This is a genomic window from Paraburkholderia dilworthii, assembly GCF_000472525.1.
GTDB classification, from domain to species: Bacteria; Pseudomonadota; Gammaproteobacteria; order Burkholderiales; family Burkholderiaceae; genus Paraburkholderia; species Paraburkholderia dilworthii.
The window spans coordinates 294245-321039 of sequence record NZ_AWZT01000001.1 but is presented as its reverse complement, the minus strand read 5'-3'; the positions used below and the strand labels follow the sequence as shown (position 1 = coordinate 321039).

At 61.7% G+C, this 26795-nt stretch carries 25 protein-coding genes and 3 pseudogenes; 18 read left to right on the top strand and 10 right to left on the bottom strand.

Annotated features, from left to right (window positions below; all coding sequences use genetic code 11):
• Positions 1-171: 171 nt before the first annotated feature.
• Positions 172-276, top strand: a pseudogene (locus tag F759_RS45395) (IS6 family transposase); the annotation flags it as partial.
• A 12-nt stretch (positions 277-288) separates the two neighbouring features.
• Here the strand turns inward: F759_RS45395 and F759_RS0101820 are convergent.
• Complete coding sequence (locus F759_RS0101820; protein ID WP_027798327.1) at positions 289-1209, bottom strand: LysR family transcriptional regulator; 921 nt, start codon at positions 1207-1209, stop codon at positions 289-291.
• Between the two features lie 192 nt (positions 1210-1401).
• On the opposite strand from F759_RS0101820, the gene F759_RS37135 reads away from it, so the two are divergent.
• Genes F759_RS37135 through F759_RS0101805 form a run of 3 tightly spaced genes read left to right on the top strand, consistent with a single transcriptional unit; the run spans position 1402 to position 5237 of the window.
• Positions 1402-2847 (top strand): M20 family metallopeptidase, encoded by a 1446-nt coding sequence (locus tag F759_RS37135; RefSeq protein ID WP_036023494.1) that lies wholly within the window; start codon positions 1402-1404, stop codon positions 2845-2847.
• On the top strand, positions 2844-4136 hold the full coding sequence (locus F759_RS0101810) for an MFS transporter (protein WP_027798326.1): 1293 nt from the start codon (positions 2844-2846) through the stop codon (positions 4134-4136). Before F759_RS37135 ends, F759_RS0101810 begins: the two co-directional genes overlap by 4 nt.
• A gap of 42 nt (positions 4137-4178) precedes the next feature.
• Complete coding sequence (locus F759_RS0101805) at positions 4179-5237, top strand: serine hydrolase domain-containing protein (RefSeq protein WP_027798325.1); 1059 nt, start codon at positions 4179-4181, stop codon at positions 5235-5237.
• A gap of 115 nt (positions 5238-5352) precedes the next feature.
• Here F759_RS0101805 and dctA read toward each other — a convergent pair whose 3' ends face one another.
• Together dctA and F759_RS0101795 are read right to left on the bottom strand one after the other, a co-directional pair.
• Positions 5353-6711 carry a C4-dicarboxylate transporter DctA gene (dctA, locus tag F759_RS0101800; protein WP_027798324.1) on the bottom strand — a complete coding sequence of 453 codons (1359 nt, stop codon included), beginning with the start codon at positions 6709-6711 and terminating at the stop codon, positions 5353-5355.
• A gap of 157 nt (positions 6712-6868) precedes the next feature.
• A complete protein-coding gene (locus F759_RS0101795) occupies positions 6869-8035 on the bottom strand; it encodes a mandelate racemase/muconate lactonizing enzyme family protein (protein ID WP_027798323.1) in 1167 nt (388 codons plus the stop codon).
• 119 nt (positions 8036-8154) lie between these two features.
• On the opposite strand from F759_RS0101795, the gene F759_RS0101790 reads away from it, so the two are divergent.
• From F759_RS0101790 to F759_RS0101775, 4 genes are all read left to right on the top strand, one after another.
• Entirely contained in the window at positions 8155-9117 is a 963-nt protein-coding gene (locus F759_RS0101790; RefSeq protein WP_027798322.1) for a LysR family transcriptional regulator, read from the top strand.
• A 400-nt stretch (positions 9118-9517) separates the two neighbouring features.
• Complete coding sequence (locus F759_RS0101785; protein WP_027798321.1) at positions 9518-9967, top strand: DUF2231 domain-containing protein; 450 nt, start codon at positions 9518-9520, stop codon at positions 9965-9967.
• The gene (locus F759_RS0101780) at positions 9960-11279 is read left to right on the top strand and encodes a PQQ-dependent sugar dehydrogenase (RefSeq protein WP_027798320.1); all 1320 of its coding nucleotides are present in this window, start codon (positions 9960-9962) and stop codon (positions 11277-11279) included. Before F759_RS0101785 ends, F759_RS0101780 begins: the two co-directional genes overlap by 8 nt.
• 276 nt (positions 11280-11555) lie before the next feature.
• On the top strand, positions 11556-11828 hold the full coding sequence (locus tag F759_RS0101775; RefSeq protein WP_027798319.1) for a hypothetical protein: 273 nt from the start codon (positions 11556-11558) through the stop codon (positions 11826-11828).
• Positions 11829-11881: 53 nt separating this feature from the next.
• On the opposite strand, the gene F759_RS0101770 is transcribed toward F759_RS0101775, so the two are convergent.
• The gene (locus tag F759_RS0101770) at positions 11882-12190 is read right to left on the bottom strand and encodes a hypothetical protein (protein WP_027798318.1); all 309 of its coding nucleotides are present in this window, start codon (positions 12188-12190) and stop codon (positions 11882-11884) included.
• 623 nt (positions 12191-12813) lie between these two features.
• On the opposite strand from F759_RS0101770, the gene F759_RS0101765 reads away from it, so the two are divergent.
• On the top strand, positions 12814-13140 hold the full coding sequence (locus F759_RS0101765; protein WP_027798317.1) for an H-NS histone family protein: 327 nt from the start codon (positions 12814-12816) through the stop codon (positions 13138-13140).
• Between the two features lie 28 nt (positions 13141-13168).
• On the opposite strand, the gene F759_RS0101760 is transcribed toward F759_RS0101765, so the two are convergent.
• The gene (locus tag F759_RS0101760) at positions 13169-13678 is read right to left on the bottom strand and encodes an arsenate reductase ArsC (protein ID WP_027798316.1); all 510 of its coding nucleotides are present in this window, start codon (positions 13676-13678) and stop codon (positions 13169-13171) included.
• Positions 13679-13826: 148 nt separating this feature from the next.
• Positions 13827-14507 carry a J domain-containing protein gene (locus tag F759_RS0101755; protein ID WP_027798315.1) on the bottom strand — a complete coding sequence of 227 codons (681 nt, stop codon included), beginning with the start codon at positions 14505-14507 and terminating at the stop codon, positions 13827-13829.
• Positions 14508-14939: 432 nt separating this feature from the next.
• On the opposite strand from F759_RS0101755, the gene F759_RS0101750 reads away from it, so the two are divergent.
• From F759_RS0101750 to F759_RS37125, 5 genes and pseudogenes are all read left to right on the top strand, one after another.
• Positions 14940-15599, top strand: a complete 660-nt coding sequence (locus F759_RS0101750) for an NADPH-dependent FMN reductase (protein ID WP_027798314.1) — start codon at positions 14940-14942, stop codon at positions 15597-15599.
• A gap of 332 nt (positions 15600-15931) precedes the next feature.
• Entirely contained in the window at positions 15932-16147 is a 216-nt protein-coding gene (locus tag F759_RS0101745) for a hypothetical protein (RefSeq protein ID WP_027798313.1), read from the top strand.
• Positions 16148-16255: 108 nt separating this feature from the next.
• A pseudogene (locus tag F759_RS37130) lies at positions 16256-17176 on the top strand (ferritin-like domain-containing protein).
• Positions 17177-17187: 11 nt separating this feature from the next.
• Entirely contained in the window at positions 17188-18642 is a 1455-nt protein-coding gene (gene iaaH, locus F759_RS0101735) for an indoleacetamide hydrolase (protein ID WP_027798312.1), read from the top strand.
• A gap of 11 nt (positions 18643-18653) precedes the next feature.
• The gene (locus tag F759_RS37125) at positions 18654-19616 is read left to right on the top strand and encodes a CDP-diacylglycerol diphosphatase (protein WP_084534181.1); all 963 of its coding nucleotides are present in this window, start codon (positions 18654-18656) and stop codon (positions 19614-19616) included.
• Here F759_RS37125 and F759_RS0101725 read toward each other — a convergent pair.
• Both F759_RS0101725 and F759_RS0101720 read right to left on the bottom strand, forming a co-directional pair.
• Positions 19564-19995 (bottom strand): hypothetical protein, encoded by a 432-nt coding sequence (locus F759_RS0101725; protein WP_027798311.1) that lies wholly within the window; start codon positions 19993-19995, stop codon positions 19564-19566. The genes F759_RS37125 and F759_RS0101725 overlap by 53 nt on opposite strands.
• Before the next feature lie 343 nt (positions 19996-20338).
• Entirely contained in the window at positions 20339-21241 is a 903-nt protein-coding gene (locus F759_RS0101720) for a LysR family transcriptional regulator (RefSeq protein WP_027798310.1), read from the bottom strand.
• Between the two features lie 92 nt (positions 21242-21333).
• On the opposite strand from F759_RS0101720, the gene F759_RS0101715 reads away from it, so the two are divergent.
• Both F759_RS0101715 and F759_RS0101710 read left to right on the top strand, forming a co-directional pair.
• Positions 21334-22587: an MFS transporter gene (locus F759_RS0101715; RefSeq protein ID WP_027798309.1), complete on the top strand. Its 1254-nt coding sequence runs from the start codon at positions 21334-21336 to the stop codon at positions 22585-22587.
• A gap of 38 nt (positions 22588-22625) precedes the next feature.
• Positions 22626-23504: an alpha/beta fold hydrolase gene (locus tag F759_RS0101710; protein WP_027798308.1), complete on the top strand. Its 879-nt coding sequence runs from the start codon at positions 22626-22628 to the stop codon at positions 23502-23504.
• A gap of 81 nt (positions 23505-23585) precedes the next feature.
• On the opposite strand, the gene F759_RS0101705 is transcribed toward F759_RS0101710, so the two are convergent.
• Positions 23586-24041 (bottom strand): winged helix-turn-helix transcriptional regulator, encoded by a 456-nt coding sequence (locus tag F759_RS0101705; protein WP_027798307.1) that lies wholly within the window; start codon positions 24039-24041, stop codon positions 23586-23588.
• A 150-nt stretch (positions 24042-24191) separates the two neighbouring features.
• Between F759_RS0101705 and F759_RS0101700 the strand changes: the two genes are divergently transcribed.
• Positions 24192-25439 carry an MFS transporter gene (locus F759_RS0101700; RefSeq protein WP_027798306.1) on the top strand — a complete coding sequence of 416 codons (1248 nt, stop codon included), beginning with the start codon at positions 24192-24194 and terminating at the stop codon, positions 25437-25439.
• A 116-nt stretch (positions 25440-25555) separates the two neighbouring features.
• Here the strand turns inward: F759_RS0101700 and F759_RS0101695 are convergent, their stop codons facing one another.
• On the bottom strand, positions 25556-25867 hold the full coding sequence (locus tag F759_RS0101695; protein ID WP_027798305.1) for a DUF4148 domain-containing protein: 312 nt from the start codon (positions 25865-25867) through the stop codon (positions 25556-25558).
• A gap of 648 nt (positions 25868-26515) precedes the next feature.
• Here F759_RS0101695 and F759_RS41960 point away from each other — a divergent pair.
• Positions 26516-26722 (top strand): annotated as a pseudogene (locus F759_RS41960) (fatty acid desaturase); the annotation flags it as partial.
• Positions 26723-26795 lie beyond the last annotated feature (73 nt).

Genomic DNA, 26795 nt, shown 5'->3' with positions numbered 1-26795 from the left:
TACTTTCCGCCGACGAACGGCGTTATCCGCGCTGGACACACAACGTCTGGTTCAGTGCAAACAGGCTCGGGCACTCGGCAAAAGTAGTCCGTCTGACAAACAGGCAGCCGATGATGAGCAAGCGCAAAGGTATGAAGGGGCTAATTCGATTGTCGGCATTCTGACCGTAAGATCATTGTTCTATGCACGCGTTGGCACCCTCGCGACAAGCCCAGCCTGCGCGATCGGGTCGAGATGATGGCCGAGCGCGGACTGGGGCTGGCGCACACCACGATAGCCTTGCCGGCGTCACGAATTCGAGTTGCCCATGGTTGAACCGGGATCATCAATCGCCCCCGTCAGCATCTGAAGAAACGCCCGCATCGCGGCCGGCAACGCTCGACCCGCCATCGTCTGGATCTGAAGCGTGCGCTGGTGTAATGCGGGATTGCGAATCGGCAGCGCGGCAAGTCCATCGGCGGCCAACCGGCTGCGTACTGTCAGCAGCCCGGTCAACGTCACCGCATCGGTATGGCGCACAAAGCTTTGCAGTGCCGGGTGATAGTTGCTCACGAACACGGGGTCGAATACGAGCCCTTCGAGACTGCACGCAATGTCGAATAACTGGCGGATCGTCACGCCCGTATTGTTGATCGCGAACGGCCACGGCAAAAGGTCCGCGAGCGACACTGAATCACGCTCGCAAAGCGGATGATCACGCCGGACAAGCGCAAAGATCGGAGCGCGCTGCGAGTACACGACGTTGATGTCCTTCTCCGGCGCGATGCTGAAACACACGGCGATGTCGGCGGTGCCTTCGCGTACACGCTGCGTCGCGACCGACGGCGCGGCTACGTCGAGCTGGAAATGCGTCGCCGGATGGGTCTTCAGAAAGCCCGCGAATACTTGCGGCAAAAAATGCGGCGCGACGCCTTCTGAACTCGCCACGCGAATCGTCGCGCGCCCGCCGTTGGTCAACCCGCGGATTTCCTCCGTCACACGCCCGGCGTCGAGCAGACTGCGCTGCGCATGTTCGGCCAGCAAACGCCCAGCATCGCTCAATACCATTCCACGCGGGTGCCGCTCGAAAAGCGCCGCCCCGACCTCTTCCTCGAGCTTCGCAATCTGCCGGCTCAGCGCGGACACGGCCACAAACAACCGGGTGGATGCCTGGCTGAGCGAACCGCTGCGAGCCACCTCCAGAAAATAACGCAATGCGGTGTTGTCCATATCCGTCGAGCTGCCCCTTTGCCGTTTCGGCAACGATCGGTGCCAAATATTGTAATTGTCCACAAATATCGTCCGCGCCAGGATTGCAGAAATGCTTCCTTTTCGCTCCCGGCTTCGTTGTTTTGTCTTCGTCCTTTTTGTCTTCGTCCTTATTAACCGCTCGCGCTGCGGCGCGCAATTCGGGGAACCATGTTGACACGTGACACCGCAATCCACCAGGCGACGGATCAGTACGACTCCGGCCGCTTTCTCGATGACCTGCAGCGCCGCGTCGCGCTTCGCACCGAAAGCCAGGAAGCCGACAGCGGCGCGCGTCTGCACGCTTATCTGAGCGACGAAATCACGCCGACGCTGACGGAATTGGGCTTCACTTGCCGCATCGTCGAGAATCCCGCTGCGGGAGCCGGGCCGTTTCTCGTGGGACACCGGCACGAGGGCGACGGGCTGCCGACCGTGCTGAGCTACGGCCACGGCGACGTGGTGCGCGGCTACGACGCCCAGTGGCGCGATGGCCTGGGACCGTGGCGGGTGACGGTCGAGGGCGACCGCTGGTACGGACGCGGCACCGCCGACAACAAGGGCCAGCACAGCATCAACCTGGCGGCGCTAAAAGCGGTGCTGGATGCACGCGGCGGCAAGCTCGGCTTCAATCTGAAAGTGCTGTTCGAAACCGGCGAGGAAGTGGGCTCGCCGGGTCTACACGCGGTTTGCGCACAGTTGCGCGACGAACTGGCCGCCGACGTCCTGATCGCCTCGGACGGCCCTCGCCTCGCGGCAGGACGTCCGACACTGTTCCTCGGCTCGCGCGGCCTCGTGAACTTCCGCCTCGACGTAAAGCTGCGCGACGGCGGCCATCATTCGGGCAATTGGGGCGGCTTGTTGCGCAATCCCGCCGTCGTACTAGCCAACGCGATCGCTTCGATGGTCGACACGGACGGCCGCATCCTCGTTGAAGGTTTGCGCCCGCCGCCCGTGCCCGATGCGGTCCGCCGCGCGCTCGCCGATATCGCCGTGGGCGGGAATCCGGGCGAGCCGGAAGTGGATGCCGACTACGGCGAGCCGGGCCTGACGCCGACCGAACGCGTGTTCGGGTGGAACAATCTCGAGGTGCTCGCATTCCGTACCGGTAATCCCGAGAAACCGGTCAATGCCATCCCGCCGCACGCGTTTGCGCACATGCAGATCCGCTTCGTGGTCGGCACCAATTGGGAAAACCTCGAACAGATCGTGCGTCGGCATCTCGACGAACACGGCTTCAGCATGGTCGATATCGATGTTGAACGCGGCATGCCCGCGACCCGCGTCGATCCTCTCGATCCGTGGGTGCAGTGGGCGTTGCGCTCGCTGCGCCAGACGACGGGCGTCGAGCCCGTACTGCTGCCGAATCTCGGTGGCACCTTGCCCAACGACGCGTTCGCCGACGTACTCGGCATGCCCACGCTATGGGTTCCGCATTCATACCCGGGCTGCTCGCAACATGCGCCCGACGAGCATCTGCTAGGTACAGTGGCTCGGGAAGGCCTCGGCATCATGGCAGGGCTTTTCTGGGATCTTGGCGAGCAGCATGCCGACACACGTCATCGCGCGAACACTGCATCGCAACTTCCACGAAACGTTGCACAAGGACAACCGTCATGAGCACCGATTCCGCCACCACGGCCGGCACGATCGCCGCGCCCGCATCGAACGCGCACCTGTCGCGTCTAATTCTCGCGACGTCCATCGGCAACGCGCTCGAGTTCTACGATCTCGTCGTCTACGGCTATTTCGCCACCGTTCTGTCGCGGCTGTTTTTTCCGGCTCACGACAAAACCGTGTCGCTTCTTTTGACGCTCGGCACCTTTGCTCTGTCGTATCTGGCGCGGCCTGTCGGCGCGCTCGTGCTCGGCTCGTTCAGCGACCGCAAGGGCCGCAAAGCATCGCTTACGCTGTCCATCGCGATGATGACGCTCGGCACCGGGCTCGTCGCGCTGATGCCGCCGTATGCGTCGATCGGTGTGCTCGCGCCGATCGGCATTTTCGCATCGCGGCTCTTGCAAGGATTTTCCGCCGGTGGCGAATTCGGCAGTTCGACGGCGTTTCTGATCGAGCATGCGCCGCAGCGCAAAGGTTTCATGGCGAGCTGGCAGTTCTCCAGTCAGGGCGCGAGCACGCTGCTCGCCTCCGCGTTCGGGGCGGTGCTCACCCGCACGCTGACACAGCCTCAACTGGAGGGCTGGGGCTGGCGCATTCCGTTTTTGTTCGGCATGCTAATCGGTCCGGTCGGGCTTTATATTCGCCGACGCATCGACGAAACGCCGGAGTTCGAGCGCGCGGATAAAGCCGCCTCGCCAGTGCGTGAGCTGCTGGCCACGCAGAAGTCGCGCGTGCTCGTGTCGATCGGCGCGCTCGTGCTGACCACCACGGCCAACTACATGCTGCTGTACATGCCGACGTATGCATCGCGTCAACTGGGCCTCGCGCCGTGGGCGGGTTTCGTTGCGACTTTGCTGGCCGGCTTCATCATGATGGTTCTCACGCCGATGGTCGGCCACTGGTCCGACAAGGTGGGCCGAACGCGCATCATGCTGGGCGCCGGCACGCTGTTCCTGGTCACCGTCTATCCGGCGTTCATGTTGATGAACGCGCATCCGTCGCTCGCGACGCTGCTGGCCGCCGTCGTCTGGGTGGCACTGCTGAAAGCGACCTACTTTGCGCCGATTCCCGCGCTGATGTCGGAGCTGTTTCCAACCCGCACTCGCACAACCGGCATGGCGCTCGGCTACAACATCGGCACCACGGTGTTCGGCGGCTTCACGCCACTCGCCGTCGCGGCGTTGATCGCGGCAACCGGCAACAATCTCGCGCCGGGCCTCTATCTGATGCTCGCGGCCGTCGTCAGCCTTGGCACACTCATATGGGCGCGCGCGCGGCTGAACGCGCGTTGACCTCTCAATCACGTAGAACCCGCTAATCGCAGGAAACCTGGAATGCAAGAAGATTTGCAACGAGCCGTGCAGTTTGCCGTTGAACACGAGTCACTTTGGGATCGTCACGTCGACGGCGTCTGGGGTGTGCATGTTAACGATCCGCCGCCGTGGAACCGCTTGCTCGGCCCCGTACACGACCGCGGGCCAGTGTCGGGCACGATCGCCGTCGACGGTCGGGTGTTGAGTACATGGGGCGAGCCCGATCGCGCGGACCTGACCTTTAGCGTCGCGAAGATGTACCTCGCGTTGCTCGCAGGCGTCGCGCACGACCGCGGATTGCTCCCCGATGTCGACGAGCCGGTTCGTCTGCGAGTGCCCAACATCGGTTTCGACGACGAGCACAACGCGGCCGTCACATGGGCGCAACTTCTTCAGCAAACGAGCGAGTGGCAAGGGAGCTATTTCGGTTTGTCGGATCAGGCCGATCACTACCGGGCCGTCAATTTTGCTGCGCCGCCGAATGGCAACAAGGGCGAGTTGCGTCCGTTACAGCGTCCCGGCACGTACTGGGAATACAACGACGTGCGGATCAACCAGTTGTCGCTCGCGCTGCTGCATCTGTTTCGTCGACCGTTGCCCGAAGTGTTTCGCGAAGCCATCATGCGCCCTGCCGGCGCGAGCGAAAACTGGCAATGGGTCGGCTACGACAACGCGTGGGTCGAGATAGACGGGCGGCGCATGCAATCGGTGCCGGGCGGCACACACTGGGGCGGCGGCATGTCGGTGAGCGCGAACGATCAGCTCAAGGTCGCACAGATGCTGCTCGACGAAGGCATGGTGAACGGCCACCGCGTTCTCTCCTGCGAATGGATCGCCCGCATGCGCACGCCTTGCGCAATCGCGCCGTTCTACGGCTATCTCGTATGGCTCAATACCGACCGCAAAGTGTTTCCGAGCGTGCCGGCATCGAGCTATTTCGGCGTTGGCGCGGGCAGTTCTTTTACGTGGATCGAACCCGAGCGGCGCATGACCGTTGTAGTCCGGTGGTTGAATCCGGCCGCCGCCAACGATTTCTTCGGACTGGTGCTGAATGCGGTCGATGCCGTCTACACCGCGTGAAATGTTCTGCCGCGAATCTGGAATGCGGAATCATGTGAATCGGCATAGACGGGCCATAGCGGATCGCAACGTCAATGGCCCCACCCTTTCGTCACCGGTTGCCTCGGTGAAAGATTCAATGAGCGTTCGACCGTACGCTCGCTTCGCCCGCCGGCACGGGCTCGGTAGCCGAACCGGTAGCAGGCCGCAAATCGTCCAATTCGCCGGCATTCTCACGATTCAACACCGCGCGCGCAACCTTCATGTCCAGTTGCCCCTCCCACCGTGCGACGACGACAGTGGCGACGCCATTTCCGATCAGATTGGTCACGGCTCGTGCTTCGTTAAGAAAGCGATCGACACCAAGCAGCAAGACCAGACCCCCGACCGGGATCTTGTGCATCGAGGCGAGCGTCGCCGCCAGTGCAACGAACCCCGCTCCGGCAACGCCCGCCGAACCCTTCGAGGTAAGCAGAAGGACGCCAAGCACAAGCAACTGGTCCCAGATTGACAAATGCACATTCATGGCTTGCGCAATGAAGAGAGCAGCCATCGTCAGATAAATGGCCGTTCCATCCGCGTTGAACGTGTATCCGGTAGGTAGCACCATGCCCACAACCGGACGCGAGCAACCCATGCGCTCCATCTTGATCAGCATCTGAGGTAACACGGCTTCCGTCGAGGCCGTACCGAGCGTAATCAGGATTTCGTCCTTGATGTAGCGGAGATACTTGAAGAGCGACAGTCCACACAACTTCATGACAAAGCCGAGAACTACAACCACGAAGAAGATCGACGTCAGGTAAAGACACAGCATCAATTGGCCGAATGACGCCAACGTGCCAATGCCGTATCTCGCGATCGTGAACGCCATGCCGCCGAAAGCGCCAACGGGCGCGACGTACATGACTATCCGCACCACGCCGAACATGCCCTGGAGAAACATGTCGAGCATATCGACGAACGGCGCGGTGCGAGGCCCCAGTTTCGCGAGCGATATGGCGAGCAGAACCGAGAAGAAAATGACCGGTAGCATCTGGCCATTCGCAAAGGCGCCCACAACACTGTTTGGAACGATGCTCATCAGGAAGTCGAGCATGCCGTGCTGTTTCGCGGCAGTGGTGTACATCGAGATCGCGGAGCCGTCCATGTGCGATGGGTCGACATTCATTCCACTACCCGGCTTGATTACATTTACGACAACCATTCCGACGACAAGCGCGATCGTCGATGCAACTTCGAAGTACAGGATCGCTTTCGCGCCGACGCGGCCCGCTTCGTGAAGATTGTTCATGCGGGCGATACCCACGACGACCGACGCGAAGATGATCGGTGCGAGGAGCATCCGGATCAACTTGATGAAGATATCTCCGAGAGGCTTCAACTGCGATCCAATGTCGGGGTAGAAGTGTCCCACCAGCACGCCTGCGACGATGCCGATTAGAACCTGGACATAGAGCTTCGAGAGCGATTTTCTGACGCGTGATACCAGCATGTCTGTCTCCTATGACTGGCGTCTTCTGTGGAAACGGCGGGCGCTCATGGCGAATGCGTTGCAGTGGCCAAGCGCGGCTATATTTCGCGTGTATTGCTTTTTTTATGCGCGGCACCGGCGCGAACGCCGGTGCAAACCTTTGCCGCTGTTTTCTGGTTTATGCGGAAAGCTTCTTCATTTCGGCGATGAGATCCGACTTACCCTCGAAGCCGATGCCGGGAAGATCCGGCATGGTGATATAGCCGTTCTCGACTTTGACGCCATCGGGAAATCCGCCGTACGGCTGAAACAGATCGGGGTAGGACTCGTTGCCGCCGAGTCCAAGGCCGGCAGCGATATTCAGCGACATCTGATGCCCGCCGTGCGGAATGCAACGGCTCGGCGACCAGCCGTGCTGGCGAAGCATGTCGAGCGTGCGCAGATATTCCACCAACCCGTAGCTCAATGCGCAGTCGAATTGCAGCCAGTCACGGTCCGGGCGCATGCCGCCATAACGAATCAGATTGCGTGCGTCCTGCATCGAGAACAGGTCTTCGCCCGTCGCCATTGGCTTATCGTAGTAATTGCGCAACGTGGCTTGCAGTTCGAAGTCGAGCGGGTCGCCCGGCTCTTCGTACCAGAACAGGTCGTATTGCGAGAGCGCCTTGGCATACTGGATCGCCGTATCGAGGTCGAAGCGGCCATTCGCATCCACGGCGAGTTTCTGGCCGTCTTGCAGCACGCCAAGAATCGAGTCGATGCGTCGCAGATCTTCGTCGAGCGACGCACCGCCGATCTTCTTTTTCACTACCGTATAGCCGCGATCGATATAGCTACGCATCTCGTCTTTCAGCTTCGCGTGATCCTGGCCGGGGTAGTAATAGCCGCCCGCGGCGTACACGAAGATCTTGCGGTCGGGCTGACCGTTGCCGTAGCGATCGGCAAGCAACTGGAACAACGGCTTGCCTTCGATCTTGGCCACCGCATCCCATACGGCCATGTCGATCGTGCCGATAGCGACCGAACGCTCGCCATGACCACCCGGCTTTTCGTTCGTGAACATCGTCGCCCAGATCTTGTGCGGGTCGAGGTTATCGCCCGCGTCGTTGACGAGCGATGCAGGATCGGCTTCAAGAATGCGGGGGATAAAGCGTTCACGCATCAATTTGCCCGGCCCGTATCGGCCATTCGAGTTGAAGCCGTAGCCGACTACCGGCTTGCCGTCGCGGATCACGTCTGTAACGACGGCGACGAGACTCAGCGTCATCTTGCTGAAGTCAATATAGGCATTGCGTATCGGGGAACTGATAGGCACGGTCTTTTCGCGGATTTCAACGATTCTCACAGCACTGTCTCCAGGGTTTCGAAGGCGTATTGCGACGCGCCGGCCGCAATGTGAGACGTAGCTTAACTGCGAAGATTGCTGCTAAACTGCACTTCTGTTCATTTCATTTTTCACGTTTAGTGAATACTGAAACGCAAACCGCCACTGATTTCCAGTTCTTCATTCTTCTGGCGAAGCTCCGCAGCCTGTCCGGTGCCGCGCGCGCACTGGACCTGTCCGCGCCGGCCGCAACGAAGCGACTTGGTGTGATCGAGCAGCGGCTTGGAGTACGCCTCGTCAATCGAACCACTCGCAGCGTCAGTCTCACCCCGGAGGGCGAGACCTATTTGCGATATGCAACGCAAATCGTCGGACAGGTGCGCGAGATGGAGGAAGCGATTTCCGGCGCGAATCGCGATCCGCAGGGTTTATTGCGCATCAATGCCACGCTTGGCTTCGGCAGGACCACGATTGCGCCACTGGTTTCCGAGTTCGCCAAGCGATTTCCGAGCGTCGAAGTTCAGTTCGAAGTGACCGATCGCCCGGTGGACCTGGTCGAGGGCGCGTTCGATATGGCGATCAGATTCGGCGAGTTGCCCGACAGCCGCCTGAGCGCGCGGCGCATCATGAGCAATCGCCGGTTCCTCTGCGCGTCGCCGAAGTACCTCGAAAAATACGGGTCGCCGCAGCGCGTTGAAGAGCTGGCTCAGCATCGGTGCATCATTCACCGCCAGAACGACGACGCGTACGGCGTGTGGCGCTACATCGTGAATGACCATATCGAGGCAATCAAAGTAAAAGGCGCCCTTTCGAGCAACGACGGCGATATCGTGCTTCGCTGGGCGCTCGATGGCCACGGAATCCTGATCCGCTCCGAATGGGATCTGTCGAAGTATGTGCAGAGCGGCCGGCTGCATCTCGTATTGCCGAATACTGTTCTTCCTTCTGCCGACCTGTTTGTCTACTATCCACGGCAAAAGAATCAAACGGCCCGCGCAAGAGCTTTTATCGATTTCCTGGTCAGTCGATTCCAGGCACCGTTTACTCCTGTCGACACGGGCGAGCCATCGCGTGAACGAAAAAAGGGAAGTCCGCGCAAGTGAGTTGCACACCGCAGCGGCGAGATCTCGCTGTGCAAATATTACTACCATGCCGACAACGAATACCGCACTATTCACGACGTATCGCGCGGGCGCCGTTCCCCGTTGCCGGTGCCGAAGCCTCTATCTTGCTGCCGCCTGCGCTCATGCTGTCGTTGCCGGCATTGTGAGCCTTTTTGCAGCCTGCTACGCCAAAGGCCAATGGCGTAAGCAGCAATAGTGCGCCTATGAGCCGTTTCATCTTTGCTCCTTGTCTGTTATTGCCATACAGCCAGCATGGCACTCCTTGTCGCAGCAGTGCATATGCCTGCACTCAAACCGCCTGTTCTGACAGCTAAACGAAGGATTCAGGCACGCGCAATGCAGAGAATCTGCATCGGCTACGACATCGAAAGGCAAAGCCATGTCCACCACGCCTACGGTTACCAGACATCCCTCCAGGATCACACCGGCGATCTTCGAACTGCTGAACCCCATTCCGTATGGATTGTTCGTCGGCACCTTGATCTTCGACATCACTTATATGAGCACGCGCAACGTGTTCTGGGGCAAAGGCGCCGCGTGGCTTGTCACGGCCGGTCTCATCATCGCCATCATTCCACGCCTGCTCAATCTCGCTCACGTATGGTTGCAGCGGCGCCGCGCGGTGTCGCGTATCGAGAGAGTGGACTTCTGGCTCAATCTGCTCGCAATCGTCGCGGCAGTCATCAATGCATTCGTGCATAGCCGCGATGCATATGCAATGGTCCCGGACAACGTGATTCTTTCGGTGATCACGGTCGTGCTGCTGAGCATCGCTCACGTCGCGATGGCGGTAAACAGACTCAATCTCGCGGAGGTGGCTCATGAGTAAGTTCATCGCCGGGAGCGCGCTCACGGTTGCCGTTCTGGCGCTGATGAGTGGATGCAACGAACAGGCACAGTATGACGCCGCGCATCAGGCAGGAGCGAACCCGCCAATGCCGGAGGCACGCAATTTCTTCGCACCGCCAATGCAGGTTCCAGAACACGTGGGATGGAAGGACGGCGCAACACCCAAGGTGGCCGACGGTCTGAAGATAGAGAAGATTGCCTCAGGGCTTGTGCATCCCCGTCAGGTCTATACGCTTCCCAATGGCGACATTCTCGTGGCCGAATCCAATAGTCCGAACGAAGAGGCCGTGACGACGCCGAAGCAGCTCGTCGCCGGGCTCATCGAAAGCAAATCGGGAAAGAAGGCAGAAGGCGCGAATCGGATCACGCTGCTGAGAAAACCTGCTAATGGCAACGGCGAATGGGAGCGGCATGTGTTCATTGAGAACCTGCATTCCCCGTTCGGCATGCAACTAGTCGGCGACACGCTTTACATCGCCGATACCGACGCAATCCTGAAGTTTCCGTATAAGACCGGCGAAACGAGGATCAACGAGCGCGGCGTCGAGCTTGCCGATCTGCCAGATACGATCAACCATCACTGGACCAAATCCTTGCTCGCGAGTCGCGACGGCAAGAAGCTGTACGTGGGCGTCGGTTCGAACAGCAATGTCGGCGAGAACGGCCTGGATGTCGAGTACCGGCGCGCGGACGTGCTCGAAGTCGATACAGCCACGGGCGCGAGCCGCATTTACGCCGCGGGCATTCGCAATCCGACTGGACTGCAGTGGGAACCGAAGACGGGACAACTATGGGTAATCGCGAACGAGCGCGATGAAATCGGTGCGGATCTCGTGCCCGACTATCTGACATCGGTGAAGGAAAATGCGTTTTACGGCTGGCCGTATAGTTACTACGGCCAGCATGTCGATCCACGTGCGCAGCCGCAGCGTCCCGACCTCGTAGCCAAGGCGATTCCTCCGGACTTCGCAATCGGCTCACACGTCGCGCCGCTGGGCCTGACGTTCTATACGGGCAACAATTTGCCGGCGCAGTATCGCGGCGGCGCGTTCATCGGCGAGCACGGCAGTTGGGACCGTTCGCCGTTGAGCGGTTACGTGGTCTCTTATGTGGCGTTCGAGAACGGCAAGCCGGTCGGCGCGCCGAAGGATATTGTGACGGGTTTCACATCGGCGGATCAGAAAGAGCTTTATGGCGCACCCGTGGGCGTCGCTCAGGACCGGGACGGTGGTCTTGTGATTGCCGATGACGTCGGCAACACGGTATGGCGTGTGACGGGCGGCGGCGGTTGATGTGCGCCCGTACCAACGCGCCGTTGCCACGCGGCGGTGGATATCTCGGCGATCACGGCGCGCAGCGCACGAGCGTAGGCCGCCGATAGCCGGGGCAGGTCGATAGCAGTCGTGCTGTAAAGGTATTTATCTCGCGGGAGACATCGATGACTCCAACACTCTGTGCCGCGTGCGGGACACAGTACCCGTTTCGCCTGCGAAAGCGTTGGGCATAGTGCTTGCTGCAAGCGCGGACAGTATCCAGTGCACTCATCGCTCTATCAAAGGACATTGAACATGGTTAGCGCCCGCCCCTGCACCGCGACTTGCGTGATCGACGGCATGCCGGTGACCCTCACTTTCTATCCGGACAACGGCGTACTGCGAATCGCCGATCCGTCGGGAGCATGCATCAAGGAAACGCGGTGGCACGCGTCGTGGCGCTCGCTGCTGGACGAGTTCCGCCGTTTCGGGGAGCGCGCTGCAATGCAAGGGCCAGGGGTCGAGGCAATGGTGAGCCACATCGTGGAAGGCACCGAGGACTGCACGGCACACACGGCGCTAGCGTGAGAGAACCGTGAGGCGGTGCGGCTCCGGCGCACCGCCTCGGCGACACCGCTGCGTCACTGGCCGAAGTAAATCCTGCATTGCCATCCATTGGAGCAATGCATATTTTGCCGGCCTCCCGCTTCAGACCGCCCGGCCGCCGTTCCGCCATAAGAGACGTTCTGCACCGACTGCGAGGTTGTTCCCGCGGGTTCGCTCAGCGGCATATCGGTCGTTGCCTGTGCCGATTCATTGGCATGCTGCATCAGCCTGTGACCGGCGGATGTGCCTGCGCCCGGTTGAGTCGTCATGTCGTCGGCGCTCGCGGCCCGGGGCGCCAGAAAAAGAACGGCGCTGACGACTGCCATCAATAAACGTAGTTTCATGTCCAGACTCCTTGAATCCGGCGCAGCAGTATCGTCCCTCCTGAGAATCTATCCGTGTAAATGTGTCAGCTGGCCCAATCAGGGCCGACGGAAGAGCCAATATTGACGCGGGCCTGCTGCATCGACCCGTCGAATGCAGCCAGCGACGAGTCGCCCACGCCGAGGCCAGCGCCCGATACGCTTTCCACGATCCGGACCAGGCGCCTGTGGCTGGAAAATACGGATTGTTCTCTCCGATATTTCTTTTATAGTTCGGGCGCGAAGGAATTCAAACTGGCGAGCGCAAACCGGCAAACGATACCGGGGGCGGAGCGGACACTCTCCGCGCGGTGTTCAAATGCGACAAAATCAGTTGAAACGGTGCGTGCATTGGGCTCGCAGTGCGTTATGATGCTGCCATAACCACAAGAAAGGGCCCCCCGCGCGAAACGCCGTCGCAAGACGGCGCGTGGACGTGAGACCAGCCGCCCGAAGTCAGTGCATCGTCATCATCGTTTTTTCCAATTTCGATCAATAACCTCACCGCGGACCGGCGCCATTTAAATGGACTCGAAGCTCTCGCGGGTTTTCCTCGCAATCTGCATTTGACAGAACGCTGGACGCTTTAGAAGGACTAATATCTTATGGACGAAAGGAAGCGAGATAGCATGATTGCGTATCTCCGCCATCGCATGGAAGAGTTTGGCATCAAACCGGAAGACCTTGCCGCCCTACTGGCATCCGAACCGGCCGCGCAAAAGAATGCACGCTACCGTAGCGCGACCGGAGATAGCTGGGACGGCCAGGGCGAAATGCCTCAATGGCTCAAGCAGGCAATCAGCGCAGGCCAATCAATCGACCATTTTGAATTATCGGCTCCGCCGGCGCCCACGCCGCAGCCGAAAAAGCGCGTCGACTGGAAAAACGATCCGTTTGCAGGCAGTCCGCTCGCGCGCTCGAACGACCACTGAGCGGCAAGCGCCGCGCTATCGCGGCACATCACACGTTGGGCAAACTGGCCGGTGCGCGAGTGCGCGCGCCGCGGACCGGCGTCGTTCGCGCGGGCAGCGCATCTTGCGGCGCTTCGATAAAAGCGCTCAACTGACGCACGATTTGCCAGAAAACCTTTTCGAATAGACGAATGCGTTCCGGGTCGCATACGTCGTCGGCGAGCGGATCGGCTAAATGCCAGGCGGCGAGTTCAGGATCTCCCGGAAAGACGGGCGTATGCGAAGCCGCGACGCTTTCGTCGAGCGCAATGACGAGATCCATGCGCGGCGCCCATTCGCCGGTGAATTCGAGCCAGCTTTTTGGGCATAGCACGCCGAGGTCCGAAACGCCGGGCCGCAATTGTGCCACCGCGAATGGATGTACCCGCAACGCCGGTTCCGGCCCTGCGCTGAATGCCTCGAACCGGTGCCCAGCCAGTTCCCGCAACAAAGCTTCTGCCATGATGCTGCGTGCTGAATTCTCGCGGCAGAGAAACAGCACTTTATATTTCTTGGTCACGCTTACCCCGTACTCTGTTTTTCGTATCTTGTATGTGCGATTGTGCCCGCTGAGTCTTGCGCCCCCGTGACACTACGATGTCTTTATTCCGCGCGCTACCGGAATTGCACCTGGAATGCCCCTGAAAAGGACGAGCGAAGCCGGGTAGTCAGAACTTGAGCCCGTTGAGGAACTGGAACCACAGCCCGCCCAAGCCGCCCGCAGTAGTCGCTTGGCTGCGGGCTTCGTCGCGTTTGCCGTGATTTGCGCGAGCGGCATGCGCACCGGGATCACCAGTTTCCTCTTTGCCGGCGCCCGCCGTTGCCGGTTCAGACGATTCATCGGCGCTCGCTTCGGCGCTCGCGGCCGCACTAGCAGTTGCGCTCGCAGCGGCGTCACGCCGCGACGCCTGCAACGCCGCCACGCTGTCCGCGATCTGCGCAGCACGCCGCGGCTCGCACTCGCGACCGAGCAGCACGCCGAACAGCACATCGCGGTTATGGCCCGCGTCGGCGAAACGCATTGCGAGCGCGACCATCGTGGCGTAGGCCGCCTCGTCCGCTGCGCGTGCCGCCGCTTCGCGCTTTGCTTGCGCCTCTTCACGGCGCGCGCGCTGTGCTTCCCATTCCCGCATCTGCTCCGCGTAGACGGCGTCGTACACCTTGCGCTGTTCGGCGTCGGAGAGGATCGCATAGGCGTCCCTGATCTCCTGGAAGGTGGCGCGCGCAACTTCTTCGGCGCCCACACTGCGGTCGGGATGCCATTTCATCGCGGCCTTGCGATAAGCGCGCTTGATTTCTTCTCCGGTGGCGTGCATGGGCACGCCGAGCGTGTCATAAAGAGTTGCCATTTGCCTGCTAGACCTCGCCGCTATGGTGTCGCGGACCATCGTAGCACGCGATAAACGGCCGGATCGTGAACGCACGTGTCTACACTTCGCGCCAGACCGGCGAAAAAAAAGCCTCGCCACCAACGTGGCGAGGCCGAGTCCCATGTCAAGGAGTGTCATGGAGGAGACGCTTCGATCATAGCGGCCAGCCCTCGTGCTCCAAAACAATTGTTCGCCATATGCTTATCGGGCATGGTCACGTGCAAACAATCACATGTGGGCGGCGTGTGCGCTGCCGGGCGCTCACACCTCGCGGTTATATGGTTAGAACAAAAAGTCGCTTCGTGCCGGGCGCCGCGCTCATTAAGATGGTGCTTCAAAGTCCGGTTCGACCGGCCGCCTCAGCGCGGACTCGCGCGAGAGCGCGCGAGCCGCTACCGAAGGAGCATTTCGTTGACCAGTTTCGATCATCATCGCCGGCCGCTCGTTGTCGGTATTGGCGGCACGACGCGCGCAGCCTCGTCGACCGAACGCGCGCTCGGCTTCGCGTTGCGCGGCGCCGAGGCGGCCGGTGCGAACACCCGGCTGTTCGGCGGCACGTTCCTGCATTGCCTGCCGCACTACGCGCCGGAGCACAGCGAACGCACCGACGAACAGCTCGAACTGATCGAAGCCGTGCGCCACGCCGACGCGCTGATCATCGCGACGCCGGGCTATCACGGCGGCGTCTCCGGTCTCGTGAAGAATGCGCTCGACACGCTCGAAGAACTACGCGCCGACGAGCGCCCGTATCTGGATGGCCGCGCGGTCGGCTGCATCGTCACCGCCTATGGCTGGCAGGCCGCGGGTTCGGTGCTGACTTCGCTGCGCTCGATCGTTCACGCGTTGCGCGGCTGGCCGACGCCGTTCGGCGCCGGCATCAACACGCTCGAAACGCGCTTCGACAGTGTGGACACCTGTTCCGACGCCAAGGTCGTCGACCAGCTCGCCATCGTCGGCCAGCAAGCCGCGCAATTCGCCCTTGCCTTCAATGCGCATCGCGCCACGAGCCCGAACGCATCGGGCAATTCGATCCAGCACGCGCAACCGGCGCGTCTGCTGCACGCGGTTTAAGCCCTCTTCTACGGCACCCCCGGCCGCATTCGCGGACCCGGGGCGCTCACGCTCGCACGAACCGTGCGCCACATAACAGACCCATCGCGCTCCAGGCGCGATAGTGTGTCCGAACCGGCAAACACGCCGTTACCCGATCTTCCGACAAGCGTTCCGGATATCCGCTGATTTGCTTGGCGAAGAATGATTGGTTCACGGGCCCCTTCAGTGCGGCCTACGCTTGAGCCTGCCCGCCGACTCATCCGCCGCCTGATGTCAACGCAAACACCAATGCGTGGCGTCATATGCACCGGCTTCTTGCAACTGACGCGGGCATCTTCACTGCCACGACTATGAATTCACATTTCCGCTACAAGGGCTACGAAGTCGCACCGACGGTGCAACGTTTGCCCAATGGGCTGTTCGCCGCCAACCTGACCATCGAAAAAGCCAGCGCGAGCCGTAGCCAGGCGTATTGCTTCGATGCGCTCGACTATTTTTTCGACGAAGAACACGCGCTCGCCTACGCGTTTCGCTGGGGACGCATGTGGGTCGATAATCAGCAGTGACACCGGCACTGACGATCGAGCGCCTGCGCCCGTGCACCGCTGGCGCCGTATTTCGGGGCAATGTGACAGAATAGGCGACACTTCGAGTTCGCTCTCTGTATGCATGCCATGTCCGACACATTGACAGATGTAGCCGAAGACCACAGCCTGCGCCGCTGGACATTCACCGGCACTGCCCGCGTGAAGATCGGCTCCGACGCGCACAAGCACATGTTCTGCCGCATGCTGCTCGAGACTCACGATCCCTACAAACCCGCCGTGGTCGACTGGCCGGCGCTATCGCCGGATGCGCTGGAGCGGCTCTGCTCGCTACCGATCTGGGACATCGCCGTGCAAACCGAAGGCCGCGCATCGATCAACGTTCACACCTACGCTGCGCAATTGAGCGACCCGCTGCTGCGCGAAGCCATCACGATGGACGGCGACGAAGAGGCCCGTCACAAACGCGTGCTCGCCAAACTGATTGCCGCATACGGTATCGAGATCGCGCCGAGCCGCACTATCCCCCGCCGCGCGATCCCGAATGGGCATAGATGCGCACCGGCTACAGCGAGTGCATCGACAGTTTCTTCGCGTTCGGCCTCTTTCGCGCCGCGCGGCAGTCGGGCTATTTTCCCGAAGCCGTCGTCAAAACGTTCGAGCCCGCAATTCAGGAAGAGGCGCGCCACATTCTGTTTTTCATCAACTGGGTCGCGTGGCATCGACATACCATGCCGCTATCGCGCAGGCCGTGGCACGCGTTTGCGGGTGACCGCGATCTGGGCGGTGCTGATCTGGGAACGTCTGGCGATCGCAAAGGGCATCGACGCAAACGGCGTCGCGCGCGACTCCAACTTTCTGCCGGCGAACAGCAGCGTGATCGGCAAGGGGCTCGAAACGCCCGAGCTCATCGAGCTATGTCTCGCGCAAAACGAACGCCGCATGAGCGGCTACGACGCGCGGCTGCTGCGTCCGCGGCTCGTGCCTGCGCTTGCGCGATTCGCGCTGCGCTCCATCAAACGTTCGCGCCGAACGGACACTGAACGATAAGGAGTACGTCCATGACATGGACCGTCGATGAACAGCTCGCGTTGAGCGCAACCGAAGCCGTCGCCGCGATCCAGTCGGGCCGGCTCAAGGCAACCGACTACATCGCGACATTACTCGCGCGCGCGGCGGCGCTCGAAACGCTCAACGCACTGACCGTGATCGACCTCGACGGCGCACTCGCGGCCGGGCGACGCATCGACGCGCTGCCCGCCGCAGCCCGGGCGCAACTGCCGCTTGCGGGGCTGCCGATCGTCGTGAAAGACAACATCAATACCGTGGGACTGCAAACCTCGGCGGGCACGCCGGCTCTCGAAGGCTTCGTGCCAAAGACCAATGCGCGTTCGGTGCAACGGCTCCTCGACGCGGGTGCGATTATTCTCGGCAAAGCGAACATGCACGAACTCGCGTTCGGCATCACGAGTACGAATTTCGCGACGCATGCGCGTCCGGTGCGTAACCCGTACGATCCCACGCTGATTCCTGGCGGCTCGTCGGGCGGCACGGCGGTGGCGATTGCCGCACGCATCGTCCCCGCGGGCCTCGGCACGGACACCGGCGGCTCGACGCGCATTCCCGCCGCGTTGACCGGCACCGCGGGCTTTCGTCCGTCGGTCGGCAACGGTGGCGCCGAGCGGCGCTATCACGATCCGGACGCCGTCGTGCCGATCAGCCATACGCGCGATACGGTCGGGCCGATGGCGCGCAGTGCTGCCGATATCGCGCTGCTCGACGGCGTGATTACCGGTGCAGGTCCACTGCCCACCGTCGCGCTGAACGGCTTGCGCGTTGGCTTGCCGGCGCCGCTGTGGGAGGGGCTGGAGCGCCAGGTCGAGGACGTCGCGCGCGCCGCGCTCAAACGGCTCGAAGCAGCGGGCGTGGTTTTCGTGCCGGTGGCGATGAGCGAACTCGATCGGCTTAACGGCATGGTCGGCGGCCCGATTGCTATCCACGAAGCGCTCGGCGATGTGAACGCGTGGCTCGCCGCGAACCAGGCGCCGGTGCAGACGGTCGGCGAACTGGCGGCCCGCATCGCGAGTCCCGATGTGCGCGCAATCTATGACGAGGTGCTCGCGGGCTCCCTCGACTCGCACTATGAGGCGGCGCTCAATCACTGGCGGCCGCTGTTGCAGGCCTACATCGCCACCACTTTCACCGACGAACGTCTCGATGCACTGCTATTTCCGACCACACGGCTTGCCGCCGTGCCAATCGACGAGATTAGCGGTTCGTCGACGGTATCGATTGACGGCGCGCCGCCTGTTGACACGATGGAGGCGTTCCTGCACAACACCGATCCGGCCAGCACGTCCGGCATTCCGGGACTGTCGTTGCCCGCGGGAATAAGCGCACAGGGTTTGCCGGTCGGTCTCGAACTGGATGGACCGCTCGGCAGCGACAGGCGCCTGCTCGCGATCGGCGTGGCGTTCGAACAGGTGCTCGGTCAATTGCCGCCGCCCGTGCTTTAAACCAGATAAACATGCCGATGGAAAATGCCCTGGCTCATGCTCGTGCTCATGCTCACGCTCACGCGCCGATAACAACGCCCGAAAACGCGCTTTCACTCTCGGAACCCGATGACCACGGACCATCGCATAAGCGCGCAAGTTACTTCCGGCGGGTCATAGCGGCAGTCGGCATCGCGCTTGCCGCTGCCGGATGCGCGCGCCTCGCAGCCGTCGATTCAAACGCGTTGTGGAAGATCGTCAACATGCGCTGTGTGCCGTCGCAACAGGCGACCGGCACGCCTGGCCAATGCACGTTGGTGGATCTCGACAAACGCTATGCAATCCTGAAAGACATCGTTGGACGCTCGCAGTATCTGCTGATTCCGACGGATCGTATTAGCGGCATCGAAAGCCCGCTCGTGCTCGCGCCGCAAGCGCCGAGCTACTGGTCCGATGCGTGGGCCGCGCGCAGCTACGTGAATCGCTCGGTCAAGCGGACATTGCCCGACAATCAGTTAGGCCTGGAAATCAATTCGCAATTCCGCCGCTCGCAAAACCAGTTGCACATTCATATCGATTGCATGCGCCGCGATATCAGCGACGCACTCGCCAGCCACGCGAAAGACGCGCCCGGCGAGTGGCATTGGGACACGCTTAACGGCAACCGTTACCGGATCATGCGAGTCACCGCGCTGACCGGAGCGAGCGATCCGTTCCACCTGGTTTCGCACGACAACCCCGGCTCCGACGCAATGGCGATGCAAACCATCCTCGTGACGGGCGCGGGCCCGTCTGCGGAAAAAGACGGCTGGCTAGTTCTGAACAGCGGTCTCGATGCGAACAATGGCAGCGGCTCTGCCGAAGATTTGCTCGATCACGCGTGCCGCGTCGCGGATGGCTCCTCGCAGCACACGCGCGAGCGTGCCCTCGGCATGGAGTTATTCAATGGTATGTCGTCGTGGACGACTGCAACTTCGTCAGCACGCCGCGCTTGAATCCGAACCAGCCTTGCGAGCCTTGCATCACGACTTCATCGCCCTGCCAGAATACGCGCCTGACTGTGATGCGCATGCCAACGCGCTGAACAAGCGGCGGGCGGTGGCGAAAGTCGTATAGCACCGGACCGGAATCGGTTTGCACGAGCGCGCGCGCGATTGTGTCGTTTGCGCGGCCCATGTCGTCGAAATGCGTGAGCGTGTTCGCGCTGAAACGATCGAAAACCTCCTTGTCGAGCATCGCCGTGAAATCGCGGTCGACGCGCACGAATTGCAGGTTGCCCGAGGGCGTATCGAGCGGGCCGGACTCGTTGCTTTGCGCATGAACGCAAGTCGCGAAAGAGGTGGCTGCAAGCGCAGCAACTAGCAGTCTTCTCATGTTGCCTTTCAGTTGAGCGGCGTTTTCGCACGCGGAGCACGATTCGCAGTCGTTGGTTACGAACATTGTCGTCGATTTTTGTGGAGACGTCGAAGGTCTGCAACGTCCTCGCAGTGCGCTTACTCATCGCGACGAAGATGCAATCCTGAACACGCCGTGATATCGGCTCGACGCCGAACGAGGAGCCGCGCGCGCCGACAGCCAAGAACGTGTTCGCGATGCAAACGCGCGCCATTAACATTGCAACATTGCAACTGAAAAGGCACTGCGTCGTCTTTTTATCCTGCGTCCCGGCGAGGCGTTGCAGAACGCGCGCCGCTGATCGGCCCGACCGCCCGCCGTACTACAGCGCGACGTTTTCGAGCCGCGCCGCCAGAAATTCCACGAACAGACGCGTGCGCGCCGGCAGACGCCGCGTCGGTAGCCATAGTGCCTGTAACGGCAGCGGAGAGAGTTCGTAGTCGCTCAGGACAAGTTCCACGCGGCGCTGCTGCTCGAGTTCACCGATCTGCCAGTACGCCGCCCGACCGATGCCGAGACCGCTGGCCACCGCATCGTTCAGGGCCGCCGTGCTGTTGCTTTCGAAGCGGCCGCGCACCTGCACCGACTCCTCCTCGCCGCGTTTGCTGCGGTAACGCCAGAGCGACGCATCCGGTAGCGCCGAGCGCACCACGCAGTCGTGCTGCCTGAGATCCACTGGCCGCAGCGGACGCCCTCGCGCTTCCAGATACGCAGGCGACGCGAATGTCACGCGGCGGATAGTGCCGAGCCGCCGCGCAATCAGATTCGAGTCGGGCGTCTCGCCGATACGGATGGTGACGTCGGCTCGGCTTGTCGCCGGATCGTCGTAGTCCTCGGAAAGATCCAGCGATGCCGTGAGTTCGGGATAGCGCGCCAGAAACGCCGCCAGCAGCGGCGCGATGTAGCGCGGACCGAACAGTGTCGGACCGCAGATGCGCAAACGCCCGGACACGGTCGTCGCGTAGTCGGCGAGTTCCGCGCGCGCCATCGCAAGATCGCCGAGCACCTGCTTGATCCGCGTATAGAACTTCTCGCCCGCGGTGGTGAGCCGGCATGTGCGCGTGGTGCGCGCGACGAGCAGCGTGCCCGCCTCGCGTTCGAGCACCCGCAGCGAGCGGCTCACCGCCTGCAACGACTTGTCGAGGCGTCGTGCCGCGGCGGTCAGATTGCCCTCTTCCGCAATAGCGACAAAGGTTTCGAGGTCGCGTAACGATCCACTATCCATTTTTTAAGGAGAAAGAGTCAATTTACGCACCGATTATCTATCAGACAGACGCGAGTAGGATGCAACGCATGGTTTTTCAGGAGTGCACGCACATGCCAGAGAGCGAACTGAGTCCCGCCGCCGTCGCCACAGCGTCGCGCATTTCGACGCGCCCCTATGCGATTGCCGTCGGCATCGCGGTACTCGGTCTTTACGCGTCCCAAGGATTGGTCAACGATCTTGCCACGTCTGTTGGACTCGGCGCGTGGGCCAATCTGGTGACGATGCTGACGCTGACCGGCTATTCCGCTGGCCTTTTGCTGATGGTGCCGCTCGTCGATCTGTTGCCCAACCGGCCGCTCATCATCGCGACACTCGGCGCGCAGGTGATGTCGCTAGCAGTGATCGCCGCCGCGCGCGAACCGGTCGCGTTTCTGGTTGCGTCGTTCTTCGTCGGCCTGACGTCGAGCGCCATCCAGATGCTCGTGCCGGTGGTCGCTTCGCAGGCGCCGGAGGCGGATCGCGGCCGCGTGGTCGGCGACGTGATGAGCGGGCTCATGCTCGGCGTGCTGCTGTCCCGGCCGGCGGCGAGCCTGATCGCCGGCGCGTTCGGATGGCGTAGCTATTACGCGATGGATGCCGCCGCGCTCGCCGCGATGACCGCGTGGCTCTGGACGCATGTGCCCGAGCGGCGTCCGGTGCACCGCGGCTCGTATGCCGCGCTGATCGGCTCGCTCCTGCATCTGATCCGCGACGAGCCAGTACTGCGGCGCCGCGCGCTCTATCAAGGCCTGCTGATGGTGTCATTCAACCTGTTCTGGACCAGTGTCGCGTTAAAGCTCGCCAGCGCGCCGCTGCGATTCGGCCACACCGGCATCGGCCTGTTCGCGCTGGCCGGCGCCGGCAGCACGATCATCGCGCCGATCGCCGGACGCCTCGGCGACCGTGGTTTCGACCGGCAAACCACGATCGTCTTCCACGCGATCGTCGTGCTCGCGACCGGCATCGCGCTGCTCGGCGGCAGCGACGGCCTGCCGCCCGCCGCTTCGCTAACGCTGCTGATCGTCGCGGCGCTGCTGCTCGATCTCGGCGTGATCGGCGATCAGGCGTTGGGGCGCCGCGCGGTCAACCTGCTGAATCCGCATGCACGCGGCCGCGTAAACGGCCTTTTTACCGGACTGTTTTTTGTCGGCAGCGCAATCGGTGCGCTGCTGGCCGGCCCTGCGTGGGCGCACGGCCACTGGACGGGCGTATGCCTCGCCGCCGCTGCGTTCGCACTGGCGGCCGGCGTGCTGCACGTCGTGCAGACCCCCGCACCGGCACAATCGCCAGCACCCGCGCCGCCTGCGGGCAAGCATCGGCGCTGAAACTGCCTAACCGCATCTTCCGACTCGAGGAATCGATCATGGACGCAACCCGCTCTACCTTCCGCTACCCGACCGTCAACGTGGACGGCGTCGATATCTTCTATCGCGAGGCCGGACGGAAAGACGCGCCGACGGTTTTGCTGCTGCACGGCTTTCCGTCGTCCTCGCGGATGTACGAACCGCTGATGCCTTTTCTCGCGCCGGAGTTTCATCTGGTCGCGCCGGACTATCCGGGTTTCGGCAACAGCGAGGCGCCCGCGCCGGATCGTTACGCGTACACGTTCGACCATCTCGCGCAAACCATCGAACGCTTCACCGACGCGTTGAAGCTCGATCGCTATGTGCTCTTCATGGCCGACTACGGCGGCCCAGTCGGATTCCGTCTTGCGATGGCGCGGCCGGAAAAAGTGGCGGGAATCGTGATTCAGAATGCGGTCGCACATGAAGAAGGGTTGGGACCGTTGTGGGAAACGCGCAAGGCATTCTGGAAAGACCGCGCCCAGTATGAAGAACGCTTGCGGGCCAATCTGGCGTCACCGGACGCGTTAAAACTGCGCCACGTGGGCACGAGTCCCGATCCGCAGCGCTACGATCCGGACAACTGGCGCGACGAGCAACATTTTCTGGCGCGTGCCGGACAGGCAGCAATCCAGACGGACCTGTTCTACGACTACCGCACGAATCTGGAATCGTATCCGCGCTGGCAAGCCTGGTTGCGCGAACATCGGCCGCCGACGCTCGTAACGTGGGGCAAGTACGATCCGTCGTTCACAGTGTCGGGCGCGCACGCTTACCAGCGCGACGTTGCCGATGCCGAAGTGCACGTGCTGGATGCGGGACACTTCGCGCTCGAGGAAGCGAGTGACGAGATCGCCGCATTGACGCTCGATTTTCTGCGACGCGTAACACCGCGCTGAGCGACGACAGGCAATCAGCACCGCTACAGCCGGACTACGTTCGACCAGGCGTCACCTGTCGCTACGAAGCTGGCGCCCGCACTACATCCGAACTGCGACCTTCTTGACGAACGTATCAGCCGGCGCGAGCATCTCTCCGCCCTGGCCGCGTAGTGTCAGCTTCGGCACGGGTTTTCCGCTCGTACGGTCGAGTAGCTGCGAGCGCTTTTCGCCGCGTCGAAACAGGTTGGCTTCGCCCCACTGACGCAACGTGACGATCACCGGGAACAGCGCTTCGCCCTTGGGCGTCAGGATGTACTCCTGATAGGCGGAGCCGTCCGACGCGGGAATTACTTCCAGCACGCCCGCTTCGACGAGACGCCGCAAACGGTCCGTCAGTATATTGCGGGCAATCTCGAGGTTTTCCTGGAACTGCCCGAAGCGGCGCACGCCGTCGAATGCATCGCGTACGATCAGCAATGCCCACCGGTCGCCCACGATATCAAGTGCTCGTGCGACGGGACATGATGAATCCGCAAGACTCTTACGCACAGCCATCTGCACCACCTCCTGTTGAATCGGAATATTCGCCGTTGAAGCTGCGAGTGCGACACGCCTTTGAACTAGTTGCATTTTAAAACATCCATGAATACACTTCATGTAGTTTTATTTTGCAACTACTCAACCGAGTTCGCGGAAGGGCAACATATGGATTCTGGATGCACATCGTCCGTTGCGACGGAGCCGATCGGGTCGCGTGCAGTTCAGACGCGGCACACCATACCCACAGCGCTGGTTTTGCTTCTGTCAGTGTGTTGCGCGATGAGCGTCGCCAACGTCTACTACGCACAACCGCTGCTCGACGCGATTGCGGCGGACTTTGGCATCGGTCAGGCAGCGGTCGGCGCAGTGATCACCGCCACACAGCTGGGTTGCGCGTTGGCCTTGCTGTTTCTCGTGCCGCTCGGCGATCTCGTGAACCGCAAACGCTTGATTTGCGTACAACTGATACTGCTGGCCGCCGCTTTGACGATGACGGGGTTCGTGAGCTCCCCGCTCACACTGGGCATCGGCATGCTTGGAGTCGGGATGCTCGGCACGGCGATGACGCAAGGACTCATTGCATACGCCGCAGCGCTTGCACACGAATCGGAGCGCGGCCGGGTGGTCGGCGCAGCACAAAGCGGGGTGGTGATCGGCCTGCTGATGGCGCGCTCCTTCGCGGGCCTCGTCACCGACCTGCTCGGGTGGCGGTCCGTTTATCTGATTTCAGGGCTGTTGACGATAGTCATGCTGATCGTGCTGTGCATTTCGTTACCGGCGCCGCGCATGCACTCCGTCAAACTGACCTACCCGCAATTGCTCCGCTCGATGCTCACCCTGTTCGCGTCGGAACGCGTTCTACAGGTCCGCGGCACGATTGGGCTGCTCATGTTCGGCGCGTTCAGTATCTTCTGGAGCGCTCTCGTGTTACCGCTCAGCGCACCGCCGTTCTCCATGTCGCACACGCAGATCGGCGCCTTCGGGCTGGTTGGCGCGATCGGAGCGTTGGCGGCACCCAGAGCCGGACGTCTGGCCGATCGTGGCCTTGGACAGTGGACTACCGGGGCCGCGCTGGTCTGTCTGCTCGCGTCATGGATACCGATTGGCTTCATGCAGCACAGCATGCTTGCGTTGCTCGCGGGCATCGTGTTGCTCGACATCGGCGGCCAGGCGGTTCATGTGATCAACCAGAGCATGATTTTCAGGCTTCGGCCTGAAGCGCAAAGCCGTCTGGTCGGTTGCTACATGCTTTTCTATTCGGCGGGAAGCGGTCTGGGCGGGGCCGCTTCCACCTACATATATGCGCGTGCCGGTTGGGCCGGCGTGTGCATGCTTGGCTTTGCAGTCAGCATGGCGGCGCTCCTGCTGTGGGCAGTCACGCTGGTTTTCGCGCAGGCGCGGACGAGACGATGACTTACCTATCTTTTTCGTGACCGGTCGCAGCCAAGCCGTACTCCCAAGCCGTATCCATCCATGCAATGAAGCGGGCGCGATAGCCGTTCTCATTGCGCCCGACGCCTCTCGGGCATTCAGCCGGGTTGTGCCTGCGTGCATTCTGTCTGATACCAGATGTTTACCTGACGCTGGGCCGCCTCCAGATCCGCCGGATAATAAGGATCGAAGCGCCATTCAGGGTGATAGCCCGCTGTGCGCAGCGCCGCGAGCTCACTCATGCTGCGCTCGTGCGTGGCCGGCGCCTTATTGCGGAGCGCGGTCAGGTCGCGGCATTGCGCGGCGCTGAGATGCGGTTGGGCCGCTCCCTGCATTCCGCCTGTTGCACAGCCGGCGAGTGAAAGCACCAATACGGCAAGCATCGGCCGCGTCTTCGTCGCGATCTGCATTTCGTGTCTCCTTTGACGAAATTACGATCGTGCCGCATGCCGCATTCCTGATGTGCGCGGGTGACGTCGAGGTGAAGGGGACGGCGGACGAATCGCGGCAGAAAAGCGTGTACGGACTGCTGGGTCGCAACGCCGCAACGCCGCAACGCGCCATGAAATTCATAGCTGGTATGCGTTGCCTGCAATGAGCAGCGAAAACGGCGACCGCATAATGCCGTGACGCGAATGCCCAAGTCCGAGCCGTATTCCCGGCGACAGCGCCTAAACAACAACGCCGGCTGCCGTGCGCACGACCGGACGGGCCAGGCAACAACGCGCAGCAGCTCGGCCTGATCTACGAATACTATCTGTCGAAATCGACGATCCTGTACACCGCTGCCGGGCTCATCGAGAACCGCAATCGGGCGCATTACACGCTGGACGGTACGCAGTATTCGGGCATCGCGGTCGAGCCGGGGGCTTACGCGCGCAGTGTCATCGTCGGGATGACGCATAAGTTCTGATACCGACGGCGGCGCTGCGGTACTGCTTGGCCTTTCTCGTCAACCCTTGCCCGTTTTGGCGCAATGCAATCCTGAACAAAATGGTTCTGGCGCCGCGTGTTGCCCGGTAGGATCGCTCGAAACGTACATTCGACCGATTCCTCCGATGGCGATCTACCTCGACGACACACAGCGCGAAACAATCGCCAGCCTCGCAACGACCTGGACATGGCGCACGCAATGGCCGACATGGGTACTGATCGTCGCGATCTACGGCGGATGGTTCGCCGTCGCGACACATGCGCGCGAGCTCGGCTTGCCGCTCACGGCGGCCCTGCTTGCGTTGGCCAGCGCGTGGTACATGTCGTTGCAACAGAGATCGCAGGCCTGCAAAGCCCGTGCTGGCTTAGCGAGTTTAAAGGTTGATCAGAACTCGTTCAAAATAC

Coding starts and splice junctions, on each gene's coding strand:
- F759_RS0101820 (WP_027798327.1), bottom strand. CDS start 1,209: ATGGACAACACCGCATTGCGTTATTTTCTGGAGGTGGCTCGCAGCGGT.
- F759_RS0101810 (WP_027798326.1), top strand. CDS start 2,844: ATGAGCACCGATTCCGCCACCACGGCCGGCACGATCGCCGCGCCCGCA.
- F759_RS0101805 (WP_027798325.1), top strand. CDS start 4,179: ATGCAAGAAGATTTGCAACGAGCCGTGCAGTTTGCCGTTGAACACGAG.
- dctA (WP_027798324.1), bottom strand. CDS start 6,711: ATGCTGGTATCACGCGTCAGAAAATCGCTCTCGAAGCTCTATGTCCAG.
- F759_RS0101785 (WP_027798321.1), top strand. CDS start 9,518: ATGTCCACCACGCCTACGGTTACCAGACATCCCTCCAGGATCACACCG.
- F759_RS0101780 (WP_027798320.1), top strand. CDS start 9,960: ATGAGTAAGTTCATCGCCGGGAGCGCGCTCACGGTTGCCGTTCTGGCG.
- F759_RS0101775 (WP_027798319.1), top strand. CDS start 11,556: ATGGTTAGCGCCCGCCCCTGCACCGCGACTTGCGTGATCGACGGCATG.
- F759_RS0101770 (WP_027798318.1), bottom strand. CDS start 12,190: ATGAAACTACGTTTATTGATGGCAGTCGTCAGCGCCGTTCTTTTTCTG.
- F759_RS0101765 (WP_027798317.1), top strand. CDS start 12,814: ATGGACGAAAGGAAGCGAGATAGCATGATTGCGTATCTCCGCCATCGC.
- F759_RS0101755 (WP_027798315.1), bottom strand. CDS start 14,507: ATGGCAACTCTTTATGACACGCTCGGCGTGCCCATGCACGCCACCGGA.
- F759_RS0101745 (WP_027798313.1), top strand. CDS start 15,932: ATGAATTCACATTTCCGCTACAAGGGCTACGAAGTCGCACCGACGGTG.
- iaaH (WP_027798312.1), top strand. CDS start 17,188: ATGACATGGACCGTCGATGAACAGCTCGCGTTGAGCGCAACCGAAGCC.
- F759_RS37125 (WP_084534181.1), top strand. CDS start 18,654: ATGCCGATGGAAAATGCCCTGGCTCATGCTCGTGCTCATGCTCACGCT.
- F759_RS0101725 (WP_027798311.1), bottom strand. CDS start 19,995: ATGAGAAGACTGCTAGTTGCTGCGCTTGCAGCCACCTCTTTCGCGACT.
- F759_RS0101720 (WP_027798310.1), bottom strand. CDS start 21,241: ATGGATAGTGGATCGTTACGCGACCTCGAAACCTTTGTCGCTATTGCG.
- F759_RS0101715 (WP_027798309.1), top strand. CDS start 21,334: ATGCCAGAGAGCGAACTGAGTCCCGCCGCCGTCGCCACAGCGTCGCGC.
- F759_RS0101710 (WP_027798308.1), top strand. CDS start 22,626: ATGGACGCAACCCGCTCTACCTTCCGCTACCCGACCGTCAACGTGGAC.
- F759_RS0101705 (WP_027798307.1), bottom strand. CDS start 24,041: ATGGCTGTGCGTAAGAGTCTTGCGGATTCATCATGTCCCGTCGCACGA.
- F759_RS0101700 (WP_027798306.1), top strand. CDS start 24,192: ATGGATTCTGGATGCACATCGTCCGTTGCGACGGAGCCGATCGGGTCG.
- F759_RS0101695 (WP_027798305.1), bottom strand. CDS start 25,867: ATGCAGATCGCGACGAAGACGCGGCCGATGCTTGCCGTATTGGTGCTT.